Origin of the sequence: Collinsella sp. AF18-8LB, assembly GCF_003459795.1 — a bacterium.
In the GTDB taxonomy this organism is placed as follows: Bacteria; Actinomycetota; Coriobacteriia; order Coriobacteriales; family Coriobacteriaceae; genus Collinsella.
Genome location: NZ_QRWU01000001.1, coordinates 272,174 through 299,085 on the forward strand (window position 1 = coordinate 272,174; position 26,912 = coordinate 299,085).

Below are 26,912 nucleotides of genomic sequence, written 5' to 3' on the forward strand. Positions count from 1 at the left end.
ACGTATGGATACATCCGTGTCAAAGGGAGAAAGCCATGGCAAACTACAGTCCACAACACTTTGAGCCTCGGGCCAAGGCCGTCAACGTCAAGGGCGTTGCCAACCGCGCCGTCGCAACCGTTTTGACGGCGGGCCTCATCGCTCAGCCGCTCATGTCGCCGCTGGCGGCAATCGCTGCACCGTCAACCGATAACGGCGATTCTGTTCAGGGGGGGGGTAGTTCTGTAGAGAATACCGTTGCCGCCGGTAACCAAGCGGTCGTAAAGACGGCTGCCCAGCTGGCCGAGGAGTCGGCAAAGCAGCTCAAGGACGCTCAGGCCGCCTACGATGCCGCCCAGAAGAAGGCCGACGCGGCGGGCCAGTCTCAAAAGCAGGCGCAGCAGCAAAAGAATCAGGCCTCGCAGGCTGTGAGCGACAACGAAATCGAGCAGAACGCAGCAGAAGTCGCCGCGCTCCAGGAGAAGATTGACGAGCTCAAAGCCGCCGTCGAAAAGACCGAGCAGCAGCAGAAGAAGCTGGGCGACCTGAACGATCAGCTTGAACAGGCCAACAAGAGTGTCGAGGATAAGACCCAGGCGCTCAAGGACGCCAAGGCAAAGCAGGATGAGGCCAAGAAGGCCCTCGACGATGCGCAGGCCAAGCTCGAGGCCATGGGTATGGACGAGTACGAGGCCGCCAAGAAGGCCGTCGAGGACGCGCAGGCAAAGCTCGATGATGCCAATAAGGCCGTTACTACTGCACAGGCCAATCTGGACCAGGCCAAGGCTACCGAGGCCAACGCTCAGCGGGAAAAGAAGGACACTGAGGCCGCTCTGACTTCCGCCCAGGCCAAGAAACAGGAGACTGCCGCTGCTCTCGCAGCCGCAACCACCGCGCGCGATAACGCCCAGCAGAAGTTCAACCAAGCGCAGGCCGCGCTCGATGCTGCCGTCTCGGGTACGGGTGTCGACCTCAGTGCGCTTGAGGCCGCCAAGAACGCTGCTGCTGGTGAGCTCAAGACCGCGCAGGCCGCGCTCGAAGCCGCGACGACTGCAGACGCCACCGCACAGGCGAACCTGCAGGCGGCCCAGAATACCGTCGACGCCGCCCAGCAGAAGGCCAACGCCGCCAACGCTGCCGTGGCATCTGCCCAGTCTGCATACGATGCGGCAAACAAGGAGTACAACGCCGCCGCCAGCGAGCGCGACGCCGCCAAGGCCGCATACGAGAAGGCGCAGCAGACCGAAGCAGACAAGAAGACCGCGTACGATAAGCTTGTCGAAGTTCGCAAGCAGAAGCGCAGCGAGTGGGAGGCAGCCTGCGCCGCTTCGAACGCCGCGGAAAAGGCTTATGACGCTGCTAATGCCCAGGTTGAGGCTCTTGAGCAGCAGATTGCCGACCTCAAGTCGAACATGACCGTTGACCAGGAAGTCATCAGCCAGGGCATATTCGGCTTCATGAATTACATCGTCGGCGGCAGCCAGTTCACAGCCACACAGAAAAAGAACGCCCAGGAAGCCGTATCGATGCTGACCGGTGCCGCTGACAAGGCCGAATGGTATGACCAGTACGTCGATCATGACATGTCTCGCGACACCAACCCGCTCTCCCTGGAGCAGATGCGCAACGCCTTGACATATCTCGACACCCAGAACAACCTCCGCAAGGCGAACGGTCAGTCGGCGCTCAGCGTCAGCCTCCGCATGACTGCGGCAGCCGCCCTTAATGTATCATATTCATCGAACATCTGGGGGCACTCGGGCTGCTACTGGGACAATGGAGAAAATCTTGCCGGCGGCGGCGGCGCATATACCGGCGGCGAGACCGAGGATACGCTTGGCTGGCCATATACCGGTCTCTACACTCAGGAAAAAGAGGCATTCGATAAGTACGTCGAGAAGAATAGTGACCTTGGAAACCATCGATATGATTCCTACTATATCTACCAGCACTACAGCAGCATCTACCATGAGTGCGGGCACTATCTCAACATCATCGATGCCGGCACGAAGGCTATCGGCATCGCGACCGGTAGCGGTAAGAACACCGATTCCGAGGTAACAATCTTCGATTACAGCTCTTTTGACAGTGAGGCTGATTTCACTGTCTCCGAGTTCAAGAAGCTCCTGAACGACTACATCGATTCCGCATACAACGCAGGCGGCACGCAGGAGCAGAAGGAGCAGCTGAAGCAGCTTCGGAATAAGCTGGCGGAAGCGCAGAAGACCTTCGGTACTACCAAGGAAGCTTATTTCGCAGCGGTAAATAAGCAGGATGCGGCGCATGACGCCTATACCGCGGCAGACACGAACGTGAACACCGCCAAGGGCGAGTACGAGAAGGCTAAGTCCGGCACCGCCGCCGCGAAGACGACATACGACGCCGCCGAAGCCAAACTCAAGGGTATCGACGTCAAGACGCCCCAGACCAAGCTCGATGCCGCCAAGGGCGAGGCCGCTACTGCCCAGGCAGCTCTCGATAAGGCAAACGCCACGCTTGCTGACAGCAAGACGAAGGCAGCTGAGGCCGCTGCTCACAAGGCGAAGGCTCGCAGCGCCCGCGACGCCGCCAAGGTAAAGTCCGATCAGGCCAACGAGGCGTATGACAACGCTACCGCTTCGGTCAAGGACCTTGCCGCCAAGTGCGATGCCGCCAAGACGGATCTTGCGAACAAGCAGGGCACGCTTAACGATGCCAAGAAGGCCGACGACACTGCCCAGGCTGGCGTTGACAAGGCTCAGGCCGCAGATGTGCACGCCGCAACCGCTCTTTCGGGCGCCAAGCAGGCAGTTGCCGCCAAGACGCAGACCCTGTCCGACGCACAGGCGAAGGCCAAGGCCGCCGAGGACGAGCTTGCCACCGCAAACAAGGCCTTCGAGCGCTTCGCCGGTGCCCAGAAGGCGGTCGACGACGCCAAGGCCGCCTATGACGCTGCCGTGGCCAGTGTCGCCGATGCCCAGAAGCAGCTCGAGGCCGCCAACGAAGCCGTCGTCGATGCGAACCTCGATATCGTCAAGGCCAAGGCCGAGCTTGCCAGCGATGAGGCACTCAAGGCCGATCTTGAGGCTGTCGACCACAAGGCATCCCTTGCCGCGGGCACGACGGGCAACGAGAAGCTGGTCAAGCTGAACGCTGCCTACGCTCGCTATAAGGCCGCCGTCGATGCCGCCGCTGGCCTCAAGGCTGCTCTGAGCGATGCCGATGCCAAACTGTCCGATGCCAACGACGCCTATGCCGCCGCGCTGGCTGAGCTTGGCGATGCCAAGGATGCCCTGGCTGCCGCGCAGGCCGAGTACGACAAGTATCATCCCAAGGCTGAGCCGCAGGCCAAGCCTCAGGTTGCGCAGGCTGCTGCAAAGGCCCCCGTTGCCAAGAAACAGGCTGCGCCTGCCGCGCTCGCCCAGACTGGCGACAATTCCGCTCTTGCGGGCGAGGTGTTCGTCATCGGCGGTATTACGCTCGTGGCCGCTGGTGTGACGCTGAGCGATCGTCGTCGCAAGCAGATGTAGCGTTTCGAGCGTAGTTTCTGCAACGAACTTCAATTCATAACGGGACCGTCTCGTTAGCCAAACGATAAGGCCGGCGCGCTGTTAAATGCAGCGCGCCGGCCTTTCTTTGCGTTGGTATCAAAAAGCCCGGTCGGTAGCCGCGAAAGCTACCGACCGGGCAAATCGTAGGCAATATGGTCGCTGTCGAGCAACTGCTCGACTTAGCCCAGCAGGCTCAGACCCACGGAGACAAACGCCAGGATAACACCGACGATGGACTCGCCGCCGAGCAGGCCGCTGGCAACGACCAGACCCTGTTCCTGGAAGGCGGCGTCCTTGGCAGCCCTCTCCTCGTCGGAAAGACCAGCGGTGGCGTCGCGGTGGGCGGACCACTTGTCGTAGGCGAGCTTGACGCAGGAGCCCAGGAATGCCGTGAGTGACATGTAGAACGGCAGGTACACGCCCAGGCCGATCATCATGGCCGGAATGCCGAGCCAGTACATGACGATGCCGGCGATAAAGCCGCCTGCAAACCACGGCACGCTCGGAATGCCCGAGACCATGGTGGCAACCACGCTTGCCTGCGCGGCCACAAAGCTCTTGTCGGGACCAAAGGCATCCGGACCATAGGCGGTGACGAGCGCGACCATGACGGCTGCGGCGACCAGGGCGCCCACGATGCCGCCGATGGCCTGGCCGATCCACTGCGCACGCGGGTTGGTGCCCAGCACGGCGCCGGCCTTAAAGTCGTTCATGACGTCGCCCGCAAGGCCGCACGCCACGGCTACGATGCCGGCGATAAAGAACAGCTTGACCTGAGTAATCTGTGCAAAGGCAGCCACGATGAGCATAACGATGAGGCCAAAGATCTCCATGGGGTCGATGCCCGTCTGGCCGCAGCTCTGTGCGCTCATGATGGTGGTGACAAAGGTGAACAGCGTCACGATGACGGCCGGAACGGGACCAAGGTCAAGCACGATGGCGATGATCACGGCGATGGCGGCAGCGCCCAGGCCGATGATGCCGGCGTCGAGCTTAAGGGAGCCCGAGATGAGCGATTGCTCGTCGGTGTCGGTGGAGCTGTCGGCGGCAAGACCGCGGACGATGCCGGTGACCTGCGGCAGGATGTCCTTAAGGACGACGGCGACGCCAAAGCCCATCATGAGGCCCATGCCGAGCGACTTGACGATGCCCTGCGCAGTCACAACGTCGAATAGACCGGCAGCGGTGCCGCCCACGATGATGCCAAAGTTACCTAGCAGCGCACCGGCAAACCAGAAGGCAACCGGGGCGAAGCCCACCAAAAAGCCGATGGAGAGCAGCATGGGCGAGTTATAGATGGCAAAGGTCACGCCGGGGATATTGAGCGTGCACAGCATACTGGGCACCACGCCCAGAGCGTCGCGAAGCACGCTGTAGATGCCTGCGATGGCCATGGAGCCAAAGAGCTGCTTGCCGGTCTTGCCGCCGGCCTCGGTGGCGCGCAGTGTCTGAGCTGCGGCGTTACCGGTGGGAAACTCCAGCGCGGCGTCCACGATAAAGTGGCGATGGATGAGCGCCGTTGCCAGAAGGCCCAAGATGGTGCCGGCGAGCGCCACGATAAACATGTCGAGCCAGCTGATCTGGTCGGCATAGCCCAGCATCCAAGCGCCCGGGATGGTAAACGCCAGGCCGCCGGCGACCATGGCGCCCGCGGACATGATGGTGTGGGTGACGTTGGCCTCGTTGAGGCTGGCGTTGCCCATGAGTTTGAGGAAGAACAGCGAGATGACGGCAGCGAAGATGATCGGCCAGGGGAGCGCGCCCATCTTGAGGGCGGTATAGGCCGAGCTTGCCGTGATGATCACGCAGCCAAGGACGCCGATGACGACGCCGCGCAGCGTGAGTTGCCCGCGCATCGAGGTGCGGTTCGAGGGATTGCTCATATAGAACTCCTTTGCGTATATCCGCTTCCCCCGGGAGCGCCGCTACGGATACGGCGCGGGAAGTCGGGTTACCAAGGGCCGCCGCGTGAGCCCGCGCGCGACCGCGCATCAGTATAGCCGCAAGGTAGTCATTTTGGGACGGGGCTATTTTAGCTACCCTTTGACAGTCGACGAATTATCTGGGATTGGGGCAAATATCAACCGACATATTGGGGTAGCTAAAATGGCCCCGTCCCAAAATGACTACCTGGGATGGCTGGTTCGGGTAGGCGATATACTGCTGGGCAGACGAAAGGAGCGCCGATGATGCTTAATGGGTGCGCATACATATTGACGGTCGACGTGGGCAACACATTCATTCGCTTTGGCCTGTTTGCCGAGGATTCGGCCGCGGCGCAGGAATGCCCGCTTGCGACGTGCGAGATCACGACGCCGACCCGTATTACGGCCGATGAAGCGCGTATGCGTCTCGCTCAAGTCATGGCCGCGCTGGCGGCCGATGCGGGCATGCCGGGCACGCTTGTGCCCACGGCTGCCGTGCTGAGCTGCGTAGTGCCGGCGCTCGAGCGCCCGTGGAAGACGGCGCTTTCTCGCACCTGTACGGGGCGCGTGCTCACTGTGGGACCGGGCCTCAAGACTGGCATGCCCGTCCACTACGACGACCCGGCCGAGATCGGCCCCGACCGCATCGCCGACGCCGTGGCGGCCCGTGCCGTCTACGGCTCTCCGTGCATCGTGATCGACCTGGGCACCACGACCAATATCGAGGTCATCGACGCGCGTGGTACCTTTGTCGGCGGCGTTATCGCGCCGGGGCTGGCGCTCGGCGCCCGTTCGCTCTCGGCCGCTGCGGCGCGCCTGCCTCAGGTCGAGCCTTCGGCGCCAACGCATGTGATCGGTCGCAACACGCGCGAGGCCATGCGCTCGGGCGTGGTCTTGGGCGAGGTAGCCCGCATCGACGGCATGCTCGACATGGTGCTCGCCGAGATGCGCGCGACCAAGGCCGCGGGGGAGGGCAATGTACCCATCGTCATTACCGGCGACGATGCCGACCCGCTCGCGGCGCTGGTCGGCCATAGCCTGACGGTCGATGACGCGTTGACGCTGCGGGGTCTCGCCGAGCTCTACCGCATCAACCAAAAGCCCCGCCGCGTGTAAAGGTGAGGGCGCCGGTGGGACAAACGCCCCCACCTTTCACCTGCTACAATGGGTCAAACTATTGCGATTACGGAGGTGTCTGTCATGTCGGACGATCTTCATCAAACTTCGTCAGGCAAGCGCCTTGACGTCATTAGCTGGGACGAGTTCTTTATGAGCGTGGCCATCGCCGCGCAGCGCCGCAGCAAGGACCCCAACACGCAGGTGGGTGCGTGCATCGCCAACACCAACCACCGCATCCTTTCGGTGGGCTACAACGGTACACCCTCGGCGCTCAACGACGACTTTTTCCCGTGGGGTACGAGCGACGACCCGCTGCAGGACAAGCACAACTACGTGGTCCATGCCGAGGCCAACGCCGTGCTCAACTACCGTGGCTCGCTCAAGGACCTCGAGGGTTCCACGGTCTACGTCACGCTGTTCCCGTGCCACGACTGCGCCAAGATTTTGGCGCAGGTGGGCGTGGGCGAGGTTGTCTACCTGGACAACAAGTACGCCGACACCGATGATGGGCGCATCAGCCGCCGCATCCTCGACTCCTGTGGCATCAGCTACCGCCAGGTTATCGTCGATGTGCACATCGGCACCGAGGGGCAGGCTCGGCAGTAGCGCGTGGCAACGCCAGCTGGCAACAAAAAGCAGCTAAAATGGCCCCGTCCCAAATTGACTGCTCGTGAAAGTCGTGTCCGCACGCATGGCTGGCGCCTAAGCGGGTACATGGCTGTAGTAACATAGCCCCTGTCCGCGGGCGTGCCCGCGTTATTGTGAGAAAGGAGCCCCTGTGGCTGTTAACGAAGAGCTGCTTAAGAAGGTTCTTGAAGAGATTCGCCCCAACCTGCAGGCCGATGGCGGCGATATGGAGTATGTGGGCGTCGACGACGAGGGCGTTGTCAAGCTGGAGCTGCAGGGCGCCTGCGCCGGCTGCCCCATGAGCTCGCTAACCCTGTCTATGGGCATCGAGCGTATCCTGAAGGAGCATGTGCCCGGCGTTACCCGCGTTGAACAGGTCAATGCTTCCGGCGAGGCCGAGGACCTGTACGACGAGTACGCGCCGTTCTAAGATGCGAAAGCTGCGGACGGTACGCTTCGCATAGACGTTACGCCATAATATGCGGCTGCGAGCGTAAGGCCCGCGGCCGCATTTGTATGTAGGGAGCAGGGGGATCGATATGCTCAACGACCTCTACCATATGCTTGATCCCGTCGCGATCTCGGCGGGCCCCATCACCATCTACTGGTACGGCCTGGCCTACGTGGTCGGTGCTCTGCTCACGGCGGTCGTTATGTACCGCACGCAGCGTCGTTGGGGCTTCGACATTACGATTGATGACCTGACGAGCGTCGTGGTCGGCGCGGTCTTTGGCCTCATTATCGGTGCGCGCCTGTTCTACGTCGTCTTTTACGGTGATGGCTACTACTGGGCGCACCCGCTCGAGATCTTTGCCACCAACGAGGGCGGCATGAGTTTCCACGGTGGCCTGGTCGGCGGCATTATCGGCGGCATCATCGTGTGCCGCATGTATAAGCTCGACGCCTGGACCATTGCCGACCTTGCAGTTATCGGTGCTCCGCTGGCGCTGTGCCTGGGCCGTTGTGCCAACTTTGTCAACGGAGAGCTGTGGGGCAAGCCGACCGATCTGCCGTGGGGCGTGGTCTTTGGCGGGACTGCGGGCGAGATGCCTCGTCACCCCTCCCAGCTCTACGAGGCATTTCTGGAGGGCATCGTGCTCTTTTGCATTCTGCAGGTGCTCAGCCGCAAAAAGCCGCTACTGCCCCAAGGCACGTTTATGGGCGTGTTCGTGATGGGTTACGGCATCGTCCGCTTCCTCGTCGAGTTTGTGCGCGTGCCCGATGCGCAGCTGGGCTATCTGCTGGGCGGTGTCATCACCATGGGTCAGCTGCTGAGCCTGCCGCTCATAATCGCGGGCCTGGCGCTCATCATCTTCGCCCGTCGCCGCAACCGGCCCCAGCGCGTCTACCTGGACGCCTAACCACCAAAACCACCACAAAGGGGACAGGCACCTTTGTGGTGGTTTTGCCGAGTTTGATAGGTTTCTAGAAAGGCTCTTTGGACTGTGAAGGATTCCGACCTCTCCACAACGGCTGCGCGCGATGCCGCTCGCATCGTCTGGTTTAAGCGCTACCCCGCCAAGCAGACGCTCATCGCATTTTTGCTCGCGCTGTTGGCGACCACGGCGTTTTCCATCGATCCCGCCCCGGTGTCGAGCAACGCAGTCTTGGCGATTGACCCCAAAGCCTCGGGCATGCTGTACGTGTGCTACGAGGTACTCCTCTCGTTTGCCGGCCATACCGACGCGGTCATGCTGCTTGCACTTGCCTGCCTGCTCACGCTGCCGTTTCGCTACGTGTTCTTTGGCCGTGGCGACACCTGGCGTCCATCGATCATTCTGCCGTCGCTGTTCTTCGCCATCTGCATGGTGTTCGGCCGCAGCTACGACCTCACCGACTCGGCCGAGATCGTCCTTGGCGATAAAGCTCGCATCATCTGCGCCTGGATTGGCGGCGCGGGCTGGATGCTCCTGGCGATCGTTGCCTTCTACCTTGCCTTTGAGTGTCTAGATTGGCTGAGCTCTCGGCGCATTCCGTTTTCCGAAGCGCACTTTGGCCGCATATGGCGTGTGGCTCACGCCGTACTCTCGGTCCATCCCTTTGCCGGGCCCTTCCTGGTGCTTATGATCGCCTGGGCGCCCACGCTCATCGCTTCGCTGCCCGGCCTTTTTATGGGAGATACGGGTGCGCAGATTCGCCAGTGGTTCAACTATCCCAACGGCACGAGCGACTACCTGCGCCTACTCAACCCCAACGTGCTGCTCAACGGACATCACCCCGTGGTGCACACGGCCATTATCGGCTCGTGCGTTCAGCTGGGGCTTTCGCTGTTCAACAGTGCTAACGCGGGCCTCATCATCTATACCTGCACTCAATTTGTCATCACGGCTGCCTGCATGGCCTATTCCATCTCGTCTCTGCGCAAACTGGGCGTGAGCCTGCCGGTCCGCGGCGTGATCTTGCTGTTCTTTGCGTTTATGCCGATGTTCTCTAACTACGCGGCGTTGCTCACCAAAGATGTGCTGTTTGCCGACGCGTTTTTGGTGCTGCTGGTACAGACCCTCAAGCTCGTGGCATGTGGCTTGCCCCGTCGTGATGCCAATGTCGAGCGAGCGGGCGAGAAAGCCCCCGTGCTCTTTGCGCGCCACGACTGGCTGCTGCTCGCTCTGGGCGCCATGGGTTCCACGTTTCTGCGCAACGGCGGCCTGGTGTTTCCCCTGGCGGCATGCGTAATCGCGTCGGCGTTTTGCGCATGGGACGCGCATGTGGCTCGTCGTGCAGCCAAGCAGGCTGGTGTTGCGCCTTCGGGCGCCATCTCGCGCTTCCGCTGGGTGGGAGTTCTTGCGGTGCTTGCACTCTGCCTTGCCTTTAATATGTACTTCACCAAGGTCTTTATGCCGGCGCACGACATCACTCCTGGTTCCAAGCGCGAAATCCTCTCGATTCCGTTTCAGCAGACCGCTCGTTTCGTCCAAAAGCACGACGGCCTCAACTCGGGCGTCAACCCCACGGTTAAGGAGGACGGCACCATCGTGGAGGCTCCTTGCGACGGCTTGGTGGCCGACGAAGAGCGTGCCGTGATCGACCGTGTGCTCAAGTACGAGAATTTGGGCCGCCGCTATAACCCGGATAAGTCGGATGCCGTCAAAAATTGCTTTAACGAATACGCCTCGCAGGAGGACATCAAGGCCTATTTTGAGGTGTGGGCCCAGATGTTTAAGAAGGATCCCGAGTGCTATATCTCGGCGCTCATCAATAACTATTACGGCTACTTTTATCCGAGTGCCCGCGATGCGTGGGTCTACAGCACGGCGCGCAGTGCCGAGATTATGGCGCGCCCCGATAATCTCAAGTACTTCGACTTCCATCCGGTCGATAGCAAGGTTGTGCGCTGGTGCGACCACCTGATCAACCTGTATCGCGTGGCGGTGCAGCGCATCCCGTTTATCTCGCTCACCATGAGCTCGGCCACCTATGTGTGGATCATGATCGCCGTGGTGGTCTACCTGCTGCGTCGTCATTCATGGCGTGCGCTGGCAATCTGGGTGCCGCTGTTGGGCGTGCTCGCCGTGTGCCTGATTGGCCCGTGCAACGGCTCGACCTACATGCGCTACCTGTATCCGGCCATCGCCTGCATGCCCTTCGCCATCGGCGCCACCGTCACCCGCAGCGACTTCCTCTGGTCCTAACTTGGTGCATTGGGGTCAGGTTACTTTGCACCAAAGGGTGGCATCATCACGACGCCTTCATTTTGGGGTTTATCTCGCAGGCCAGTAGGTATATCATAACGACGTTTGTTTATATTGCCCGAGCATCTGCGCTGGGCTTTAGGTCGAAACCGATAGGAGACACGTATGTCCGGACACTCTAAGTGGGCCACAACCAAGCATCGTAAGGGCGCGCAGGACGCCAAGCGTTCCGCCCTTTTCTCCAAGCTCAGCCGCAACATCACCGTTGCTGCCCGTCTCGGCGGTGACCCGCTGCCCGAGAACAACGCCAGCCTCGCCGCTGCCGTTGCCAAGGCCAAGGCTCAGTCCATGCCTAAGGACAAGATCAAGTCCGCTATCGACAAGGCTTTTGGTTCGGGCGCCGATGCTGCCGTCTACGAGAACATCGTGTACGAGGGCTACGGTCCCGCCGGTGTCGCCGTCTACGTCGACTGCCTGACCGACAACCGCAACCGTACTGCCGCTGATGTCCGTTCCGCCTTCTCCCACGCTGGTGGCAACCTGGGCACCTCCGGCTCCGTCGCCTTCCAGTTTGAGCGCAAGGGCCAGATCGTCGTCGCCAAGGAGATCCTGGACGAGAACGCCAAGAAGGAGACCATGATCGCCAACGGTGCTGCCGGTGACGAGGATGAGTTCATGATGGCCATCGCCGAGGCCGGTGGCGAAGACTACGAGGACGCCGGCGAGGAGTGGATCGTCTGGACTACTGCCAACGAGGTCATGGCTGTCTCCAAGGCGCTCGAGGAGCAGGGCGTCCAGGTCAAGGGCTCCGAGACCACCATGGTCCCGACCACCCCGACCGAGGTCTCCGGCGCCGACGCCAAGAAGGTCCAGCGCCTCATCGACCGTCTTGAGGAGCTCGATGACGTCCAGGATGTTTACAGCACCATGGACATGACCGACGAGGTCATCGCTGCCCTCGAGGAGGAGTAGCGCCCGCACGGGTTAAGCCGTGCATATCTGGGCATAATGAAGCGAGCATGCAAGCCTCGTGAAATAGATGAGCCGGATCCGCGTGCGTAGAGCGCCGGACCCGGCTCTTTTATAATGATGCGAACCGTTTTGCATTTCGAGAGCCGAGATTTGAAGGGAGCGCCGCGTGCGCGTACTCAAACGAGCCCTAGCGATCGTGTACCTTGCCGCCACCATCGTGGCGCTGGGTACGCTTGTCTGCCAGTTTTGGGGGCCGTATACGTATCGCTTTATGTTGCTGATGCGCGACCCCATGCCGCGCATCGTCGTCACGGCGTGCGCCGGCGTCGTGGCGATCGGCGTGCTGGTAAGCTTCTTCCGCCTGATGTTCGCCCGTCGCGAACCGTCCTGCGTGCATCCGGCGGGGGAGCGCAATATCGAGGTTACCCTCGCGGCGCTTTCTTCGTGCGCCAGGGCTGCTGCCGAGCGCGACGACCGCGTGATGGTCGAGCATGTCGAGGCCCGCGTCCAAGGCTCCGACGATTCGCACGTCCGTTTTAAGGTCGAGGCTATCGCGCTTGATGATAAGGACGTGGCATCTCTGGCTACCGCGATGCAGCAGCGCATCGAGAAAGCTTGCGACACCATGCTCGGCACGCCGGGTACGACTACGCGCGTCCGTTTTTTGCCGTCCAAGACTACCGTCCAGACCGTGGAGGTTTCCGGTGAGTGATACCAATCAAGATAAGACCGTCCGCACCCCGCGCCTGACCATCGATCAGAGCGCCGCGCCGGCAAGTGAGGTCGTCGATCCCAAGGTAGAGGGCACCGAGTCGCGTGACGCGGTCGTCGACGACTTTGACGAGGCTATGGGCCTCATCAAGGGCACGGGGGCGGCTATCTGGAGCTATGCCGTTCGCCATCCCAACACCACGCTCGGCGCCGTCGCGGGTTTTGTGCTCGCGGTGCTGGTGCTCACGCTCGGCCTGTGGGACACGCTGGTCATCGCATTCTTCGTGCTGATCGGGGCTGTGATCGGACAGATTCGCGATGGCGAAAACGGGATCGTCAACTTCTTCGGCCGCCTGTTTAGCGGTCGCTAGCATGTATTCGACCGCCGCGTATGCGGTGGGCATAAGGAGGAACCATGGCTTTTAACACGAAGGTCGATGTGACCGATACCGAGCTCGAGGCGGACGAGACCGTCGTCGCCGAGGCCGAAGGCGTGACGCTCGAGGACGAGGCGCTTGTCGAGGCCGAATCCGAAGACGAGGTTGACGAGGACGACGAGGAGGCTGACGAGTCCGAGGACTCGCTGACCTATTCCAACGGCGTGATCGAGAAAATCGTCGCCATGGCCACCCGCGAGGTGCCGCACGTCTTGGGCATGAAGGGCAACCTCATGCACTTTGTACAGGAGCAGTTTGGTGCCGAGAACCTGACCAAGGGCGTGACGGTCGAGGTCACCGATGACAACCGCGTGGTCGTCAACATTTCCGTCATTATCGAGTATGGCGCCTACGCGCCCGCGATTTTCGACGACGTTAAGGCGCGTGCGACCGAGCGCCTCGCCGCGATGACCGGCCTTGAGGTGGCGGGCGTCAACCTACGCATCGAGGATGTCATCACCCCCGAGGAGTACGAACGCCGCACCAACCAGCACGAGTAACCTGCCAAAAAGGGACAGGTTTATTTTGGCAGGTTTTATCTGCCAAAACGTTAAACGGCCAGTCACGCAGGTACATGCGCGGCTGGCCGTTCTTTGTATGCCCCCGATGCGGGCATACCGCTCGTCTAACTAAGGGTTGCAATTGCCGCGTTCCGCGTTACCCTAATGGGCGCATTGTTTCCAAATTGTTAACGAGGGGTTGCCGTAATGGCTGACGAGCACGAAACAGAAAACAAGGCATGGGCGATTGAGGCCGCTGCGGCAGAGGCGGCATCGCGTGCTGCCGAGGAGGTGCATCGTCCTCCCGTGGTGCCGATGGAGCGCGTTGTCGATCGCGATGTTATTGAGCAAGGCGAGCGTGCCGGCCAAAAGCGCAGCCAGGAGCCGGGCTTTCCGCGCTTTTTCGCCGAGCTCAATCTGGGCCTGATTCTTACGGCCTTTGCCATCGTTGCGTTTAAAACCCCTAATCACTTTGCTTTCGGCGGTACCTCGGGCGTGTCGGTCATTCTTTCCACGCTGTTCCCGACCCTGCCCGTCGGCGTCTTTATGTGGATTATCAACGCGGTTCTCGTCATCTTGGGCTTTATCTTTTTGGAGCGCAAGGCAATTCTGTGGAGCGTCTTCGCCTCGTTTGCGCTTTCCGCCTATGTTTCGCTGTTTGAGCTCTTTATCCCGACCGATGTCTCGATGACGGGCGATATGTGGCTCGACCTGTGCTTTGCCGTGATTCTGCCGGCCCTCGGCAGCGCCATCGTCTTCGATATTGGCGCCTCGACGGGTGGCACGGACATTCTGGCCATGATCCTCAAACGCCGCACCACGCTCGAGATTGGCCGCGCGTTGCTGCTGGTCGATATCGGCATCGTAACTATCGCGGCCTTTTTGTATGGCCCGCGCGTCGGCCTGTATTGCGTGCTCGGCCTGTTTGCCAAGACGCTTGTGGTCGACAAGGCCATCGAGAGCATTCACCTTCGTAAGGTCTGCACGATCATTTGCTCCGAACCCCTTAAGGTCGAGGAGTTCATCGTCAAGCATCTCAACCGTACGGCGACCATCAGCCGCGGCTACGGCGCCTTCTCGGGCAAGTGCGTGACGGTGATCATGAGCGTGCTGAGCCGCCGCGAGGCCGTGCAGCTGCGTCGCTACGCGCGCGAGGTCGATTCTGGTGCCTTTATCACGATCGTTGACAGCTCCGAGATCGTCGGCAAGGGCTTCCGCGGAACGAACTAACGCGAGCGCGCTCGTCTAACAATCAAATAACGCCCTGCGCGTTGCAAAACGTCATCTAGGAGAATTTGTCCTCACACTGGGTGATAATGATGACAAGACATCGTTTGCGATCCAGGTGATTCGCTCAAGATACGAAGGGATGATTTCGATGTTCTGTTCGCAGTGTGGCGCTCCCATGGGCGATAACGACAAGTTCTGTGGCGCGTGTGGTGCTCCTAATGCAGCGGCCGGTGCGGCTCCTCAGGGGCAGCCTCAGCAGGTCATGACGCAGCCGCCCGTGGTCAACGTGCCCAAGGGCTGTGTGGCTCAAGCGTTTGAGGATATGACCAAGATGCCGGGCGTACTACAGCGCGTGTGCCAGATCGCCTTTTTGCCGGCGCTTATCTGCGTCGTGTCGGTGCTCGTGCTGTTCATTCCCGTTATCGGCGGTATCGCGGCTGCTATCGGCTTTTTGGCAGCCTGTGTGGCAAGCGCGTGCGGTTCTGGCTTTGGCATCGAATGGGGCCGCGACCTGTCGCTCAAGGTCGATGACGGCATCGACCGTCCGTTGATGCGCTCCACGTCGTTTGGTCTCGGAGTCTTTTCGGGCGTCATCTCGAGCGTGCTCAAGGTCATTGCTGCCATTCCCGTTATTGGTGTAGTGCTCTCGGTAATTGAAGGCGTTGCGTTCGGCGCCGCAGGTTCGTACTCTTACTACGGCTCCTATGCGCTCGAGGCCGCGCTGTTTGGCTCGCTGGGCCTGCTTGTCCTGGCTCTGATCGCTTCGGCGGTCCTGGGCGTCTTCTTTAAGATGTTCGCCGACATCGCCGTGATGCACTTTGCGGTGACCGGTCGCGTTGAGAGCGCGTTTTCGCTCGATAAGGTCTGGGCGGCCTTTAGGAACAATAAGACTAAGCTGTTCTGCGCTTCGTTTATTCCCGAGTTTTTGACGGGCCTGATCGCCAACGTCATCACATGGATCTTGACGGCCGTCTTTGGCGCCATTGCCTCTGTTGGTATGTATAGCTACTACTACCGCCCCACGGTTATTGAGGCAATCGTTTCCGGCGGCGGCGTCACGCTCGTGCCGTTTCTGGTGCTGATCGCATTCGTCACCGTATTTCTTACGGTCTTTGGCAGCATGCTCAAGCATCGTGCCGTTGGCTACTGGGTGGCGCGCTACGCAAGCGAGTGGGCCGACGAAGACAAGGACGACGTCCTGACGTTTGTGCTGCCGTTTGAGAAGAAGGCCGCTCCTTCGGGCTATAGCGCTCCGGATGCTGCGCCCGCGCCCGAGCCGGCGCCTGCACCCGAGCCTGAGCCTGCGCCGGTGCCCGAGCCTGAGCCTGAGCCCGCCTCTGATTCCGAGCCCGCACCAGAGCCGGCGCCCGAGCCCGAGCCGACGCCTGAACCTGAGCCCGAACCCGAACCCGAGTCGAGTTCCGACGAGGACCTGCAGGACGAGTAGCCCTGCCGCCTGCCATTTGGGGACGGGGTAGAAATGGTAGAAATAGCGCTTGACAAATGAGCGGGGGCGAACGTTGAGATAACGTTCGCCCCTGCTTTGACATCGCGATGCGGCTATGACTGCGAGATAGTCGCGAATCGACTACTCGTCGTGCTTCTCCTCGCGGCGAGCGGCGGCGCGAGCTTCGTGGATGCCCTTGATCGCGGCATGACGAGCCGTGCGGGCATCGTGGATGGCGTCACGGGCCTCGGCAGTCGTCGCCTTGGCAGAGCGCAACTTGGCGGCCAGATCGGGGTTGGTTTCGGCGACCGCGGTAATCGCGGGGCCGTCGAGCTCCTCTTGCGTGGGCTCGGCCAAAAAGTCGATGGCATACTGGGCGGCCACCATGGAACCCTTGGCCAGTACGGTCTCGTCAATCTTGTAAAAGCAGGAATGTTGGGCGTACGTGGCGCCAATCTTGGGGTTGCGCGTACCTACAAAGGCGAGCACACCCGGTACGCGGCGCAGGTACTCCGAAAAATCCTCGCCCGAGAGCGTGCCGCGATAATGGCCTTGGCCGGCGGGGCCCAGACATTTAATTACAGCCTGACGGCAGCGCTCGCTCGAGGCCGCGTCGTTTTCGACCTTGTAGTTGGCGATGGTGTAGTCGGCGAGCTCTGCCTCGGCGCCCAAGGCTGCCGCAGTATGCTCCACGATGCGGCGCATAAGCTCCGGCATTTCCTCGTGGGTCGAATCGCCGTAGGTGCGCACCGTGCCGGCGAGGTAGGCCGTGCCGGCAATAACGTTGCGCGCGGTGCCGCCGTGCAGCTCGCCGACGGTGATGACCGCCGGCTCGTAGGGGCTAATCTCGCGCGAAACGATAGTCTGCAAGGCGTTGACGATCTCGGCGGCAACCATAACGGCGTCGTGGCCGCGCTGGGGCATGGCGCCGTGGCATGAGGTGCCGCGTACGTCGATGCGGAACCAGTCGGTGTTGGCCATGCGTGGACCGGGCTCGCAGCTTACGGTGCCGGCATCGACCTCGCTCCAGATATGCGCGGCGTAGGCGCCATCGACGCCGTCGAGCACGCCCGTGCCGATCATGAGCTTGGCGCCCTGGCCGTTTTCCTCACTGGGCTGGAAGACGATGCGGACCTCGCCGTGGATGTCGTCGGTCATATGGCGCAGAATCTGCAGCGTGCCGAGCATCATGGCGATGTGGCAGTCGTGGCCGCAGGCGTGCATGCAGCCCTCGTTGACGCTAGCAAACTCCTCGCCGGTCTGCTCGGTAACGGGCAGGGCGTCGATGTCGGCGCGCAGCAGGATGCGGCGGCGCGGCGTGCCGTCCTCGCGGTAGGCATCGGGCGCGGTGCCGCGAAGGGTTGCCACCAGGCCCGTCTTAAGGGGGCGCTCATAGGGGATATTCATGGCATCGAGCTGATTGGCGATGTCAGAAGTCGTGCGCTCCTCGGCGAGGCTCAGCTCCGGGTGCTTATGGAAGTGGCGGCGCTGCTTGATGATGTAGGGCTCAAACTCGGCAGCGATATCTTGGATGGCTGCGGTGATGTCGTCAGCCGCTCGCACCCCGGTCGCTGCCATAATCTGCTGTGCCTTGGTCTTCGTCATGATCGATTTGCTCCTTGCTGGGTTGTTCGCAAAATCGTACAGGCTGCCTCCAGTATGCCACCTGCCACTTGGCGTGGCAAAGCAGCCGTTTGCCGCTTGGGGTTTAGTAACAAGAGTGGGGGAGTACACTCGGGGGTGTTGAATTTCCTGCCAGAGATGGGGATGCCCATGCAACATATCGATCGGATAATCCGCTCCAAGAACGTCTTTACCGCACAAGACGGCATCGATGATGCCCGTGAGCTGGCGATTGCCATCGCGGGCGACCGTATCGTCGCGGTCGGCAAGCCTGACGATGTGATCGCCGCGGCTCCCGCCGTCACGCCGGTTATCGATTACGGCGAGCAGTTTGTTTGCCCCGGTTTCCACGATGCGCACTTGCACTTCTTCCATACCTCGGTCGGCTCCTCGCCGTACATGCTCATGGATATGGGCACGTCCGAGACAGCACTGGTACAGCATGCGCTCGAGTTTTCCCAGGACCTGCCCGATGACGCTTGGGTTGTGACGCAGGGCTGGCGCGATTACCGTTGGGACCCGCCCGAGCATCCAACCAAGGCGTCGCTCGATGCGGCATTCCCCGATCGTCCTTGCGTTATGTATTCGGGCGACGGGCACACGCTTTGGCTCAACAGCCGCGCACTCGAGGCGCTCGGCGTCACGCGCGACAGCGAGCCACCAGCGGGCGGCAGCTACGACAAGGACGCAGACGGCGAACTCACGGGCATTGCGCACGAGGCGGCTGCCATGCAGCTGCTGCCGCGCTGCCTTGAGTGGCTGGGCGAGGACCGCATCGCGAGCGCTTACGCCGACCAGATGAAGCGTATGGCAGAGCAAGGCATCACCTCAATCTGCGATATGTCGCTCATGCCCATGCCGGGCTGCGACTTTATCCGCGACGACGTCTACGACAAACTACAGGCAGCCGGCAAGTTGGGCATCCGAGCCCATCTGTTCCCCACACTGCTGGATGACCAATCGCGTTTGGAAGAGCTGCAGGCACGTTACGCGAACAATGTGCTGCTCTCGGCGCCGGGCTTTAAGCAGTTCTTCGACGGCGTGTCGAGCGAACACACGGCATATCTCACCGAGCCCTATACCAATCCGCGCTTCCCGGGCGACCAGGGCCGTCTGACGGTTCCCGCCGAGCGCATGCGCAAGCTAGTTCTGGCTGCCGCGGAGCGCGGCCACACCGTGCGCATCCACGTCATTGGCGACGGTGCCATCCATGCCGCGCTCGATATCTTCGAGGAAGCGGCCGAACTGTACGGCCTGCCCCAGCACGGCCATAACACGCTCGAGCACCTGGAGAATTTGCTGCCTCAGGACATCGATCGCCTGCGCAAGCTCAACATCCTTGCCTCGAGCCAACCCTGCCACATCACGCTCGACCCAGGTGGTCCGGAGCGCGACCTGGGCCTGGAACGCAGCCGCATCATGTGGCCGTTCGCGACCTATAAGCAGCGCGGCATTCGCCAAGCCTTCGGTACCGACAGCCCTATCACGCCCGTTACCAGCATGAACGTGCTCTACACGGCTATCACACGCCAGGACCCCAAAAGCCACTGGCCCGAGGGTGGCTGGCTGCCGAGCGAGCGCATCGATGCAGCAACAGCCCTGCGCAACTACACCCTGGGCAGCGCCTATGCAGCGGGCGACGAGCAAAACCTCGGCAGCTTGGAGCCCGGCAAGTATGCCGACCTGGTAGTCCTGGACCAAAATCCGCTCACCATCGACCCCCAAGAACTGCAAGCCACCAAGGTTCAGACCACCTACCTGGCAGGCAACTTGATTTACGAGCGCTAACCCCATCTGCATCGCCATTTTGCTGCACTGACTTTTCTGAACACCGGGCCCGATAACGTTGACTCAGCTCCCGTGTGGCGCCGGAGGGGCGGGGCATAAGGTTTATCGCGAGTTCCGCACGAGCCGAAGGCCACTTAATGTGGCCTTCGTGCGAGCAGGACTGCCCGAGCAGGAAACCTTATGCCCCGCCCCTCCGGCGCCACACGGGAGCAACCGCTAAGTTATCCCCCGGCATTCAGAAAATCTAAGTGCCAAAAAATAAGATTTTTTGACTCCGTGTTGTATAACCCGCCATTCGTGGGTACCATTCAACGCGTACGCAAACAAAAAGGGTTAATTCGCGTGGTATAACCGCGCGGCCCAAAAAGGAGGAGACAAGCATGTCGTCTTTGAAGCCGCTTGCAGATCGTGTTCTGGTCAAGCCCGACGAGGCCGAGCAGAAGACCGCTTCTGGTCTGTATATCGCCAGCAACGCTCAGGAGAAGCCGCAGCGCGGCACCATCGTTGCCGTTGGCGCCGGCAAGGTCAACGACAAGGGTGAGCGCATCCCCATGGACGTCAAGGTCGGTGACGTTGTCATCTACGGCAAGTTCGGTGGCAACGAGGTCAAGGTCGACGGCGAGAAGTATCTGCTGATGCGCGCCGACGACATCTACGCCGTCGTCGAGGCCTAGTCTCGTCAGAATCTCTGATTCGTCTTTGAACGCGCCCGCCGCATAGGACTCGGAAGCGGCGACGCGAGTCGCATTTCTTTTGGAGGATTACCTACCATGGCAAAGAACATTACGTTTAACACCGATGCCCGCGCTAAGCTTGCCAAGGGCGTCAACACTCTGGCCGACGCCGTTACCGTCACCATGGGCCCCAAGGGCCGCTACGTTGCGCTGCAGCGCACGTTCGGTGCCCCGACCATCACCAACGACGGCGTTTCCGTCGCTAAGGAGATTGAGCTCGAGGACAACATCGAGAACATGGGCGCCCAGCTGGTGAAGGAGGTCGCCACCAAGACCAACGACACCGTGGGTGACGGTACCACCACCGCAACCCTGCTCGCCCAGGCCATCGTCAACGACGGTCTGCGCAACGTCGCCGCCGGCGCCAACCCTCTGGCCATCCGTCGCGGCATCGACAAGGCCGTCAACGCCGCCGTTGCCGAGATGAAGAAGCAGGCCAAGCCGGTCGAGACCAAGGAGCAGATTGCTTCCGTCGGTACCATCTCTGCCGGTGACCCCGAGGTCGGCGAGAAGATCGCCGAGGCCATGGAGGTCGTGGGCAAGGACGGCGTCATCACCGTCGAGGATTCCCAGACGTTCGACATCACCATCGACACCGTCGAGGGCATGCAGTTCGACAAGGGCTACGTCTCCGCTTACTTCGTCACGGACAACGACCGCATGGAGGCCGTGATGAAGGATCCGTTCATCCTCATCACCGACCAGAAGATCTCCAGCGTCCAGGACATCATGCCCGTTCTCGAGGCTGTCCAGCGCGCTGGCCGCGGCCTGCTCATCATCGCTGAGGACATCGACGGCGAGGCTCTGCCTACCCTGGTCCTCAACAAGATCCGTGGCGCCCTCAACGTCTGCGCCGTCAAGGCCCCGGGCTACGGCGATCGCCGCAAGCGCATCCTCGAGGACATCGCCGTCCTCACCGGTGGCCAGGCCGCTCTGGACGAGCTGGGCGTGAAGGTCGCTGATATCACCGCCGATATGCTCGGTACCGCTAAGTCCGTCACCATCTCCAAGGACAACACCGTCATCGTCGGCGGCGCTGGCTCCAAGGAGGCCATCGACGCCCGTATCGCTCAGATCAAGGGTGAGATGGAGAACACCACCTCTGACTTCGACCGCGAGAAGCTCCAGGAGCGCCTGGCCAAGCTCTCCGGTGGCGTTGCCGTCATCAAGGTCGGCGCTGCTACCGAGTCCGAGCTCAAGGAGATCAAGCATCGCGTCGAGGACGCCCTTCAGGCTACCCGCGCTGCTGTCGAGGAGGGCATCGTCGCCGGCGGCGGCGTCGCCTTCATGGACGCTGTGCCCGCGCTCGATGCTGTCGAGATTGACGACCCCGAGGAGAAGATCGGCGTCGACATCGTCAAGAAGGCTCTGACCGCTCCGGTCGCCACCATCGCCAAGAACGCTGGCTTTGAGGGCGCTGTCGTGGTCGACAAGGTTGCCGAGCTGCCCGCTGGCCAGGGTCTAAATTCTGCCAACGGCGAGTGGGGCGACATGATCGAGATGGGCGTCCTCGACCCCGTCAAGGTCAGCCGCGTCACCCTGCAGAACGCTGCTTCTGTCGCCAGCCTGATCCTCATCACCGAGGCCACCGTCTCCGATGTGCCCAAGAACACTCAGCTTGAGGACGCTATCGCTGCTGCTACCGCTGGTCAGCAGGGCGGCGGTATGTACTAAGGCCGACAAGGTCTAGAACTCCCACCGGGAATCCGGGGGCGTGACGGGGGTTTCTCTCCGGAACGTCCTCGGACATGCAAAGAGGCTCCGCATCGCGCTTCGCGCTGCGGAGCCTCTTTGCGGAATGTTCCGGAGAGAAACCCCCGTCACGCCCCCGGATTCCCTGCGTTTACGGCCTTGAGGTCGGCGGGCGGAGAAGGACGTGGTTGTGGGGGATACGCGTCCCGGTTGCTGTTTCGCGGCAAAGCCGCGAAAAGCGCACCACTTTGGGGTGAGTGGGAGACGTGGTTGTTGCGACAACTGGTCCCCGCCACAAATTACTCTCGGCATACTTGCGCGAGCGATTGCTCGTGCTACACTTGCAATTGCTGTTTCAGGGCGGGGTGAAATTCCCCACTGGCGGTAAATCGGGCGGTGTCAAAGGGGCGCCGTGGCGCAGGTAAAGTGCCTGCGACCGAGCCGATGAGTCCGCGACCCGTGTGTGCGTTGGTTCGCATGCCGGCTGAACTGGTGAGATCCCAGTACCAACGGTTAGAGTCCGGATGAAAGAGGCAGGTGATCTTATGTCTGAACAGTCGCAGCATATCCATTTTGAGAACACGAATAGGTGGAGCACCAAACAGCTCGTTACCATGGCGCTGATGTGTGCCTTGAGCGCATTGTTTATGTATGTGCAGCTACCCATCCTTCCTTCGGCGCCGTTTTTGACGTATGACCCGTCGCTGGTGCCGGCGATGGTGTGTGGGTTTGCGTATGGCCCTGGTGCCGGCACAGCTGTTGCCGCCATGGCGATCGTTATCCATGCGCTTACCACGGGCGATTGGGTCGGTGCGCTTATGAACTCGGTTGCTACGCTGGGCTATATTCTCCCCGCGGCTATCGTCTACCAGAAGATGCATACCTATAAGGGTGCCGTGATTGGCCTGGTGCTCGGCGTCATTGCCGCTACGGCGCTGTCTATGGTTGCAAACCTTACCATTGGCGTATGGTTCTGGTATGGCTCGGTCGATGTGATCGCCCCGCTCATGATTCCCGCCGTGCTGCCGTTCAACCTCATCAAGACCGTGCTCAACTCGGTGTTGACGCTGGCGGTATATAAAGCAGTCTCCAACCTCATCACGCCTAAAAAGGACCAGGTCAAAGGCCGCGCATGATTGAGTGTCGGGGCGTTTCCTTTAGCTATGACGGTGCCGTGCCGGCGCTTGACGGTGTCGATCTGAACATAGAGGACGGCGAGTTTTTCTGCATCCTCGGCGGAAACGGATCGGGCAAGTCGACGTTTGCCAAGCATTTGAACGCGCTACTGCAGCCCGATGCGGGAGCGGTGTGCGTCAACGGCATGGACGCGTCCGATCCTGAGCTGGTCTACGACATTCGCTCGACCGCGGGCATGGTGTTTCAGAATCCCGACGACCAGCTCGTGGCGACGCTTGTCGAGGACGATGTTGCCTTTGGTCCCGAGAACTTAGGGGTGGAATCCGCCCAGATCGCACAGCGCGTGCGCGAGGCGCTGAAGGCCGTGGGCCTGGTGGGCTTTGAGCGCCACGAGACCCATGCACTTTCGGGTGGCCAAAAGCAGCGCGTGGCGCTTGCCGGCGTGCTCGCCATGGAACCGCGCGTGCTCATATTGGACGAGGCTTCTTCGATGCTCGATCCGCGTGGACACAAGGGCCTCATGAAGGCTTGCCACGCGTTGCACGATCGCGGCATGACCATCGTGATGATTACGCACTTTATGGAAGAGGCCTCCGAGGCCGATCGTGTCGCGGTATTTCGGGCGGGGCGCGTTGCCATGCTCGGTACGCCCGAGGAAATCTTGACGCGGGCGGACGAACTTGCGCAGCTCAATCTGGATATGCCAGCGTCGTGCTGCTTGGGCATGGAGCTTCGTGCGAAGGGCGTGCCCGTTCATGCGCAGGTGCGCGAGGTGGATATGGTCGCCGAGATTGCGCAGACTTATGCCGAGCGAAGTGGGGCAGGCACCGTGGGACAGTCTTCCGCACCCCAATCGGAAATCGTTGGCGGTACGGTTTCGGCAAGCAACGAAGATGACGTACCAGAGCCCGTCATCGAACTATCCCATGTTTCGTATAGCTATTCGCTGAGCGCCCGCGAGCGTCGTCGCTGGCGCAAGCGTTCGGCTGTCGCGGACAAATCGAACAAACAAGCCCTTTGGGGAAACGACCCCAACAGCCCGTGGGCGCTGCGCGATGTATCGCTGACGGTGCGCCGCGGCGAGTTCCTGGGCCTGGCGGGTCATACCGGTTCGGGTAAGTCGACGCTGGTCCAGCATCTCAACGGTTTGATTCGCCCCCAGGAGGGATCCGTTCGCGCGCTGGGGCTCGATCTGTCAAACAAGAAAGACGCCGCCGCGGTTAAGGCAAAGGTCGGCGTGGTGTTTCAATATCCCGAGCGTCAGCTGTTTGCCGAAACCGTGGCGCAGGACGTGGCGTTTGGTCCGCACAACCTTGGCTTGCCGCAAGATGAAGTCGACCGTCGTGTCGAGTCATCGCTCTCGCGCGTGGGCCTCGACCTTTCCACGGTCGGCGACAAGAGCCCCTTTGAGCTTTCGGGCGGCCAGCAGCGCCGCGTGGTGTTTGCCGGCGTGCTTGCCATGGAACCCGAGGTCCTGGTGCTCGATGAACCCATGGCGGGGCTCGATCCGGCTGCGCGCAGGGATTTCCTTGAGCTTATCGATCGACTTCACCGTGATGGCCTGACCGTTGTCATGGTTTCGCACAGCATGGATGACCTGGCCAATTGCTGCGACCGTATCGTCGTAATGAACGAAGGCGCGGTGTTTGCCGAGGGAACTCCCGAGCAGGTGTTTGCGCATGCCGATGAGCTCAAGTCGATCGGCTTGGGCGTACCTGCTGCTCAGCGCATGGCGTTGGCGCTCGCGGAAGCGGGCGTGCCGCTGCGTCGCGGCGGGCTCTATACGGTTGAGTCGTTGGCCGACGAGTTGGCAGATTTGCTGATCGGTCGCTCGGACGGTTCTTCTAACGTCTCGGACAAGGCCAAATCCGAAACGGTCACGCGAGAGGAGGGTTGCTGATGGAGGCGTTTTCGTTTGGCAGCTACTATCCCGGCGATAGTGCAATCCACCGCCTGGACCCGCGAACCAAGTTGCTCTTGGGCTTTGTGTTTCTGATCACGACGCTCACGGTCAGTGGCTTCCGCGGACTGGCCCCGGTCGCAATTTTCGTTGTGCTGATCTATGCCGTGTCTCGGGTGCCGGCTCGTCGCGCTCTGTCGTCGATGGCGCCGCTGCTGGCGATCGTCGTCGTGGTCGCGGTGCTCAACTTGTTTACCGATCAGAGCGGGCGCATCCTGTGGCAGCTCGGCTTTCTGCAGATAAGCGAGGGTTCGCTGCATTCCGCCGCCTTTATGACGTGCCGCCTGACCTTGATGATGGCCGGTATGAGCGCCATTACGCTCACCACACCGACGCTCGACCTCACCGCGGGCTTTGAGCGTCTGCTCGCACCGTTCGCGCGTGTGGGGCTTCCGGCACACGAGCTTGGCATGATTATGGGCATCGCGCTGCGGTTTATGCCGCAATTTGCCACCGAAATGAAACAGACGGCCGATGCGCAGGCCAGCCGCGGCGCGCGCGTGACGGGCGGTCCGCTCGGCGGTGTGCGCATGCTCGGCAGTGTGGCGATTCCGCTGTTCACCGGCGTGTTCCGTCATGCCGAGACGTTGTCTGCCGCCATGGATGCCCGTTGCTATCATGGCGAGCAGGGCCGCACACGTCTGCATGCGCTTGCATTTGGCCGCGGCGATGCGTTGGCGGCGGTGGTGACGGCGTTGCTGCTCATCTGCGTCATCGTCATCAATCTTCAACTTGTTTAGGCGCGATTTGAGCGCAAGAAAGGGGTCCCTATGACCGACAACGACCGCACGGCTCAGCTTGAGCGCACCTGTTTGTATCTCAGGCGCATTCCGGCGTGGTATCTTGCCACGACCGATGCGAGCGACGGACACCAGCCCCGCGTGAGGCCGTTTTCGTTTGCCATGGTCGATGACGGCAAACTGTGGTTTTGCACGTCGCGCGACAAGGATGTGTGGGCGGAGCTGAGTGCGAATCCCAAGTTTGAGCTCTCGGGCTGGAAGCCGGGGGAATGTTGGATCGTATTGACCGGCGAGGCCGCGCTCGAGGACGATGTGGTCGTGAGCGACCGCGTTCGCGAAGCAGGCTTTAAGCACATGGTGGGCATTGGCGAGAATCACGAGAGCGCCAACGACGGCCGCCTTGCGTTTTTCTCGGTCCGCAATATCGTCGCCCGCTTCTGTGATATCGACGGCAGCGAGGAGCGCCTGGAGCTCTAGCTCACACAAACCAGGCTCCCAAACTAGCTAGTACAGGAGGAAACGTGGACGGATTGAATACGGTTTTGGAGTATCTGACGTCGGTGCCGGCATGGTATTTGGCGACGAGTGTGGACGGACAGCCTCATGTGCGTCCGTTTTCGTTTGCGCAGATTCAGGACGGCAAGCTGTGGTTTGTAACGGCGCGTACTAAAGATGTGTGGCAAGAGCTGCTGCATAATCAGCGTTTTGAGGCCACGAGTTGGTGGCCGGGCCATGGTTGGTTGATCTTGCGCGGGCGTGCGGGTCTGGATGACCAGGCCGCTCCCGATATGCGCGAGGCAGGATGGAAACATCTTGAGCGCTTGAGCGAGCACTATGAGGGGCCTAACGACCCCACGCTCGTCTTCTTTAGCGTCGAGGATCCCGAGGCGTATATCTGCAACCACGATGAATGGGTGCCGGTCGAGCTGTAGTCAGGCTAGCTCATCTTAACAACTTAGTATCCGCATGGGCGGGCCCCGTATTGCCCGGCGCCGTAAGGAGTGCCGGTCAATACGGGGCCCGCTCCATTTGTCAATTCCTTCAAGCGAATGTGTCGGGAATGTTTCAATGCATGAATATGCAAGCCATTTATGTGTTCTTGCATCTTTTGGTGCTAAAGTTTCAACCCACC

General features: G+C 61.1%; 22 protein-coding genes and 1 riboswitch. Of the genes, 20 read left to right on the plus strand and 2 right to left on the minus strand.

Annotated features, from left to right (window positions below):
• Positions 1-35 precede the first annotated feature (35 nt).
• Positions 36-3,488: a CAP domain-containing protein gene (locus DWX25_RS01200; protein ID WP_117798502.1), complete on the plus strand. Its 3,453-nt coding sequence runs from the start codon at positions 36-38 to the stop codon at positions 3,486-3,488.
• 200 nt (positions 3,489-3,688) lie between these two features.
• Here the strand turns inward: DWX25_RS01200 and DWX25_RS01205 are convergent, their stop codons facing one another.
• Complete coding sequence (locus tag DWX25_RS01205; protein ID WP_117798503.1) at positions 3,689-5,392, minus strand: OPT/YSL family transporter; 1,704 nt, start codon at positions 5,390-5,392, stop codon at positions 3,689-3,691.
• 303 nt (positions 5,393-5,695) lie between these two features.
• Here DWX25_RS01205 and DWX25_RS01210 point away from each other — a divergent pair, with 303 nt between their 5' ends.
• The 11 genes from DWX25_RS01210 to DWX25_RS01255 all read left to right on the plus strand — a co-directional run bounded on the left by DWX25_RS01210 (position 5,696) and on the right by DWX25_RS01255 (position 16,106).
• Positions 5,696-6,550, plus strand: a complete 855-nt coding sequence (locus tag DWX25_RS01210) for a type III pantothenate kinase (protein ID WP_233505173.1) — start codon at positions 5,696-5,698, stop codon at positions 6,548-6,550.
• A gap of 84 nt (positions 6,551-6,634) precedes the next feature.
• On the plus strand, positions 6,635-7,159 hold the full coding sequence (locus DWX25_RS01215; protein WP_117798505.1) for a dCMP deaminase family protein: 525 nt from the start codon (positions 6,635-6,637) through the stop codon (positions 7,157-7,159).
• A 172-nt stretch (positions 7,160-7,331) separates the two neighbouring features.
• Entirely contained in the window at positions 7,332-7,610 is a 279-nt protein-coding gene (locus DWX25_RS01220; protein ID WP_035137589.1) for a NifU family protein, read from the plus strand.
• A 109-nt stretch (positions 7,611-7,719) separates the two neighbouring features.
• A complete protein-coding gene (gene lgt, locus DWX25_RS01225; RefSeq protein ID WP_117798507.1) occupies positions 7,720-8,541 on the plus strand; it encodes a prolipoprotein diacylglyceryl transferase in 822 nt (273 codons plus the stop codon).
• Between the two features lie 84 nt (positions 8,542-8,625).
• Positions 8,626-10,809, plus strand: coding sequence for a DUF6020 family protein (locus DWX25_RS01230; RefSeq protein WP_233505174.1), 2,184 nt, complete (start codon positions 8,626-8,628; stop codon positions 10,807-10,809).
• Between the two features lie 165 nt (positions 10,810-10,974).
• Complete coding sequence (locus tag DWX25_RS01235; RefSeq protein WP_006234926.1) at positions 10,975-11,781, plus strand: YebC/PmpR family DNA-binding transcriptional regulator; 807 nt, start codon at positions 10,975-10,977, stop codon at positions 11,779-11,781.
• 166 nt (positions 11,782-11,947) lie between these two features.
• Positions 11,948-12,493 carry a hypothetical protein gene (locus tag DWX25_RS09480; RefSeq protein WP_118299280.1) on the plus strand — a complete coding sequence of 182 codons (546 nt, stop codon included), beginning with the start codon at positions 11,948-11,950 and terminating at the stop codon, positions 12,491-12,493.
• Positions 12,486-12,863 carry a DUF2273 domain-containing protein gene (locus tag DWX25_RS09585; RefSeq protein ID WP_233505175.1) on the plus strand — a complete coding sequence of 126 codons (378 nt, stop codon included), beginning with the start codon at positions 12,486-12,488 and terminating at the stop codon, positions 12,861-12,863. Before DWX25_RS09480 ends, DWX25_RS09585 begins: the two co-directional genes overlap by 8 nt.
• Before the next feature lie 44 nt (positions 12,864-12,907).
• Complete coding sequence (locus DWX25_RS01245) at positions 12,908-13,429, plus strand: Asp23/Gls24 family envelope stress response protein (RefSeq protein WP_117798511.1); 522 nt, start codon at positions 12,908-12,910, stop codon at positions 13,427-13,429.
• Positions 13,430-13,636: 207 nt separating this feature from the next.
• Positions 13,637-14,659, plus strand: coding sequence for a YitT family protein (locus DWX25_RS01250; RefSeq protein ID WP_117798513.1), 1,023 nt, complete (start codon positions 13,637-13,639; stop codon positions 14,657-14,659).
• Between the two features lie 148 nt (positions 14,660-14,807).
• Positions 14,808-16,106: a zinc-ribbon domain-containing protein gene (locus tag DWX25_RS01255; protein ID WP_158557545.1), complete on the plus strand. Its 1,299-nt coding sequence runs from the start codon at positions 14,808-14,810 to the stop codon at positions 16,104-16,106.
• A 141-nt stretch (positions 16,107-16,247) separates the two neighbouring features.
• On the opposite strand, the gene DWX25_RS01260 is transcribed toward DWX25_RS01255, so the two are convergent.
• Positions 16,248-17,711, minus strand: coding sequence for a M20 family metallopeptidase (locus DWX25_RS01260; RefSeq protein ID WP_117798517.1), 1,464 nt, complete (start codon positions 17,709-17,711; stop codon positions 16,248-16,250).
• Positions 17,712-17,879: 168 nt separating this feature from the next.
• Between DWX25_RS01260 and DWX25_RS01265 the strand changes: the two genes are divergently transcribed.
• The 8 genes from DWX25_RS01265 to DWX25_RS01300 all read left to right on the plus strand — a co-directional run bounded on the left by DWX25_RS01265 (position 17,880) and on the right by DWX25_RS01300 (position 26,712).
• Positions 17,880-19,517 carry an amidohydrolase gene (locus DWX25_RS01265; RefSeq protein ID WP_233505176.1) on the plus strand — a complete coding sequence of 546 codons (1,638 nt, stop codon included), beginning with the start codon at positions 17,880-17,882 and terminating at the stop codon, positions 19,515-19,517.
• A gap of 380 nt (positions 19,518-19,897) precedes the next feature.
• Entirely contained in the window at positions 19,898-20,191 is a 294-nt protein-coding gene (gene groES, locus DWX25_RS01270) for a co-chaperone GroES (protein ID WP_022094351.1), read from the plus strand.
• 96 nt (positions 20,192-20,287) lie between these two features.
• Positions 20,288-21,925: a chaperonin GroEL gene (gene groL / locus DWX25_RS01275; RefSeq protein WP_117734272.1), complete on the plus strand. Its 1,638-nt coding sequence runs from the start codon at positions 20,288-20,290 to the stop codon at positions 21,923-21,925.
• Between the two features lie 365 nt (positions 21,926-22,290).
• Positions 22,291-22,483: riboswitch (FMN riboswitch) on the plus strand.
• Between the two features lie 5 nt (positions 22,484-22,488).
• The gene (locus DWX25_RS01280) at positions 22,489-23,079 is read left to right on the plus strand and encodes an ECF transporter S component (RefSeq protein WP_117798519.1); all 591 of its coding nucleotides are present in this window, start codon (positions 22,489-22,491) and stop codon (positions 23,077-23,079) included.
• Positions 23,076-24,980, plus strand: coding sequence for an energy-coupling factor transporter ATPase (locus DWX25_RS01285; RefSeq protein ID WP_117798521.1), 1,905 nt, complete (start codon positions 23,076-23,078; stop codon positions 24,978-24,980). The genes DWX25_RS01280 and DWX25_RS01285 overlap by 4 nt, the downstream gene beginning before the upstream one ends.
• Positions 24,980-25,780, plus strand: a complete 801-nt coding sequence (locus DWX25_RS01290) for an energy-coupling factor transporter transmembrane protein EcfT (protein WP_117743818.1) — start codon at positions 24,980-24,982, stop codon at positions 25,778-25,780. Before DWX25_RS01285 ends, DWX25_RS01290 begins: the two co-directional genes overlap by 1 nt.
• 30 nt (positions 25,781-25,810) lie before the next feature.
• Complete coding sequence (locus tag DWX25_RS01295) at positions 25,811-26,257, plus strand: pyridoxamine 5'-phosphate oxidase family protein (RefSeq protein WP_117798523.1); 447 nt, start codon at positions 25,811-25,813, stop codon at positions 26,255-26,257.
• Between the two features lie 44 nt (positions 26,258-26,301).
• A complete protein-coding gene (locus DWX25_RS01300; protein ID WP_117734277.1) occupies positions 26,302-26,712 on the plus strand; it encodes a pyridoxamine 5'-phosphate oxidase family protein in 411 nt (136 codons plus the stop codon).
• Positions 26,713-26,912 lie beyond the last annotated feature (200 nt).

Bases quoted from the DNA above. Each gene is read 5' to 3' on its own strand.
- DWX25_RS01235 (WP_006234926.1), top strand. From the start codon at position 10,975: ATGTCCGGACACTCTAAGTGGGCCACAACCAAGCATCGTAAGGGCGCG.
- DWX25_RS01215 (WP_117798505.1), top strand. From the start codon at position 6,635: ATGTCGGACGATCTTCATCAAACTTCGTCAGGCAAGCGCCTTGACGTC.
- DWX25_RS01285 (WP_117798521.1), top strand. From the start codon at position 23,076: ATGATTGAGTGTCGGGGCGTTTCCTTTAGCTATGACGGTGCCGTGCCG.
- DWX25_RS01255 (WP_158557545.1), top strand. From the start codon at position 14,808: ATGTTCTGTTCGCAGTGTGGCGCTCCCATGGGCGATAACGACAAGTTC.
- DWX25_RS01245 (WP_117798511.1), top strand. From the start codon at position 12,908: ATGGCTTTTAACACGAAGGTCGATGTGACCGATACCGAGCTCGAGGCG.
- DWX25_RS01250 (WP_117798513.1), top strand. From the start codon at position 13,637: ATGGCTGACGAGCACGAAACAGAAAACAAGGCATGGGCGATTGAGGCC.
- DWX25_RS01295 (WP_117798523.1), top strand. From the start codon at position 25,811: ATGACCGACAACGACCGCACGGCTCAGCTTGAGCGCACCTGTTTGTAT.
- groL (WP_117734272.1), top strand. From the start codon at position 20,288: ATGGCAAAGAACATTACGTTTAACACCGATGCCCGCGCTAAGCTTGCC.
- DWX25_RS01290 (WP_117743818.1), top strand. From the start codon at position 24,980: ATGGAGGCGTTTTCGTTTGGCAGCTACTATCCCGGCGATAGTGCAATC.
- DWX25_RS01210 (WP_233505173.1), top strand. From the start codon at position 5,696: ATGATGCTTAATGGGTGCGCATACATATTGACGGTCGACGTGGGCAAC.
- DWX25_RS01205 (WP_117798503.1), bottom strand. From the start codon at position 5,392: ATGAGCAATCCCTCGAACCGCACCTCGATGCGCGGGCAACTCACGCTG.
- DWX25_RS01265 (WP_233505176.1), top strand. From the start codon at position 17,880: ATGCAACATATCGATCGGATAATCCGCTCCAAGAACGTCTTTACCGCA.
- DWX25_RS01200 (WP_117798502.1), top strand. From the start codon at position 36: ATGGCAAACTACAGTCCACAACACTTTGAGCCTCGGGCCAAGGCCGTC.
- lgt (WP_117798507.1), top strand. From the start codon at position 7,720: ATGCTCAACGACCTCTACCATATGCTTGATCCCGTCGCGATCTCGGCG.
- groES (WP_022094351.1), top strand. From the start codon at position 19,898: ATGTCGTCTTTGAAGCCGCTTGCAGATCGTGTTCTGGTCAAGCCCGAC.
- DWX25_RS01280 (WP_117798519.1), top strand. From the start codon at position 22,489: ATGTCTGAACAGTCGCAGCATATCCATTTTGAGAACACGAATAGGTGG.
- DWX25_RS01260 (WP_117798517.1), bottom strand. From the start codon at position 17,711: ATGACGAAGACCAAGGCACAGCAGATTATGGCAGCGACCGGGGTGCGA.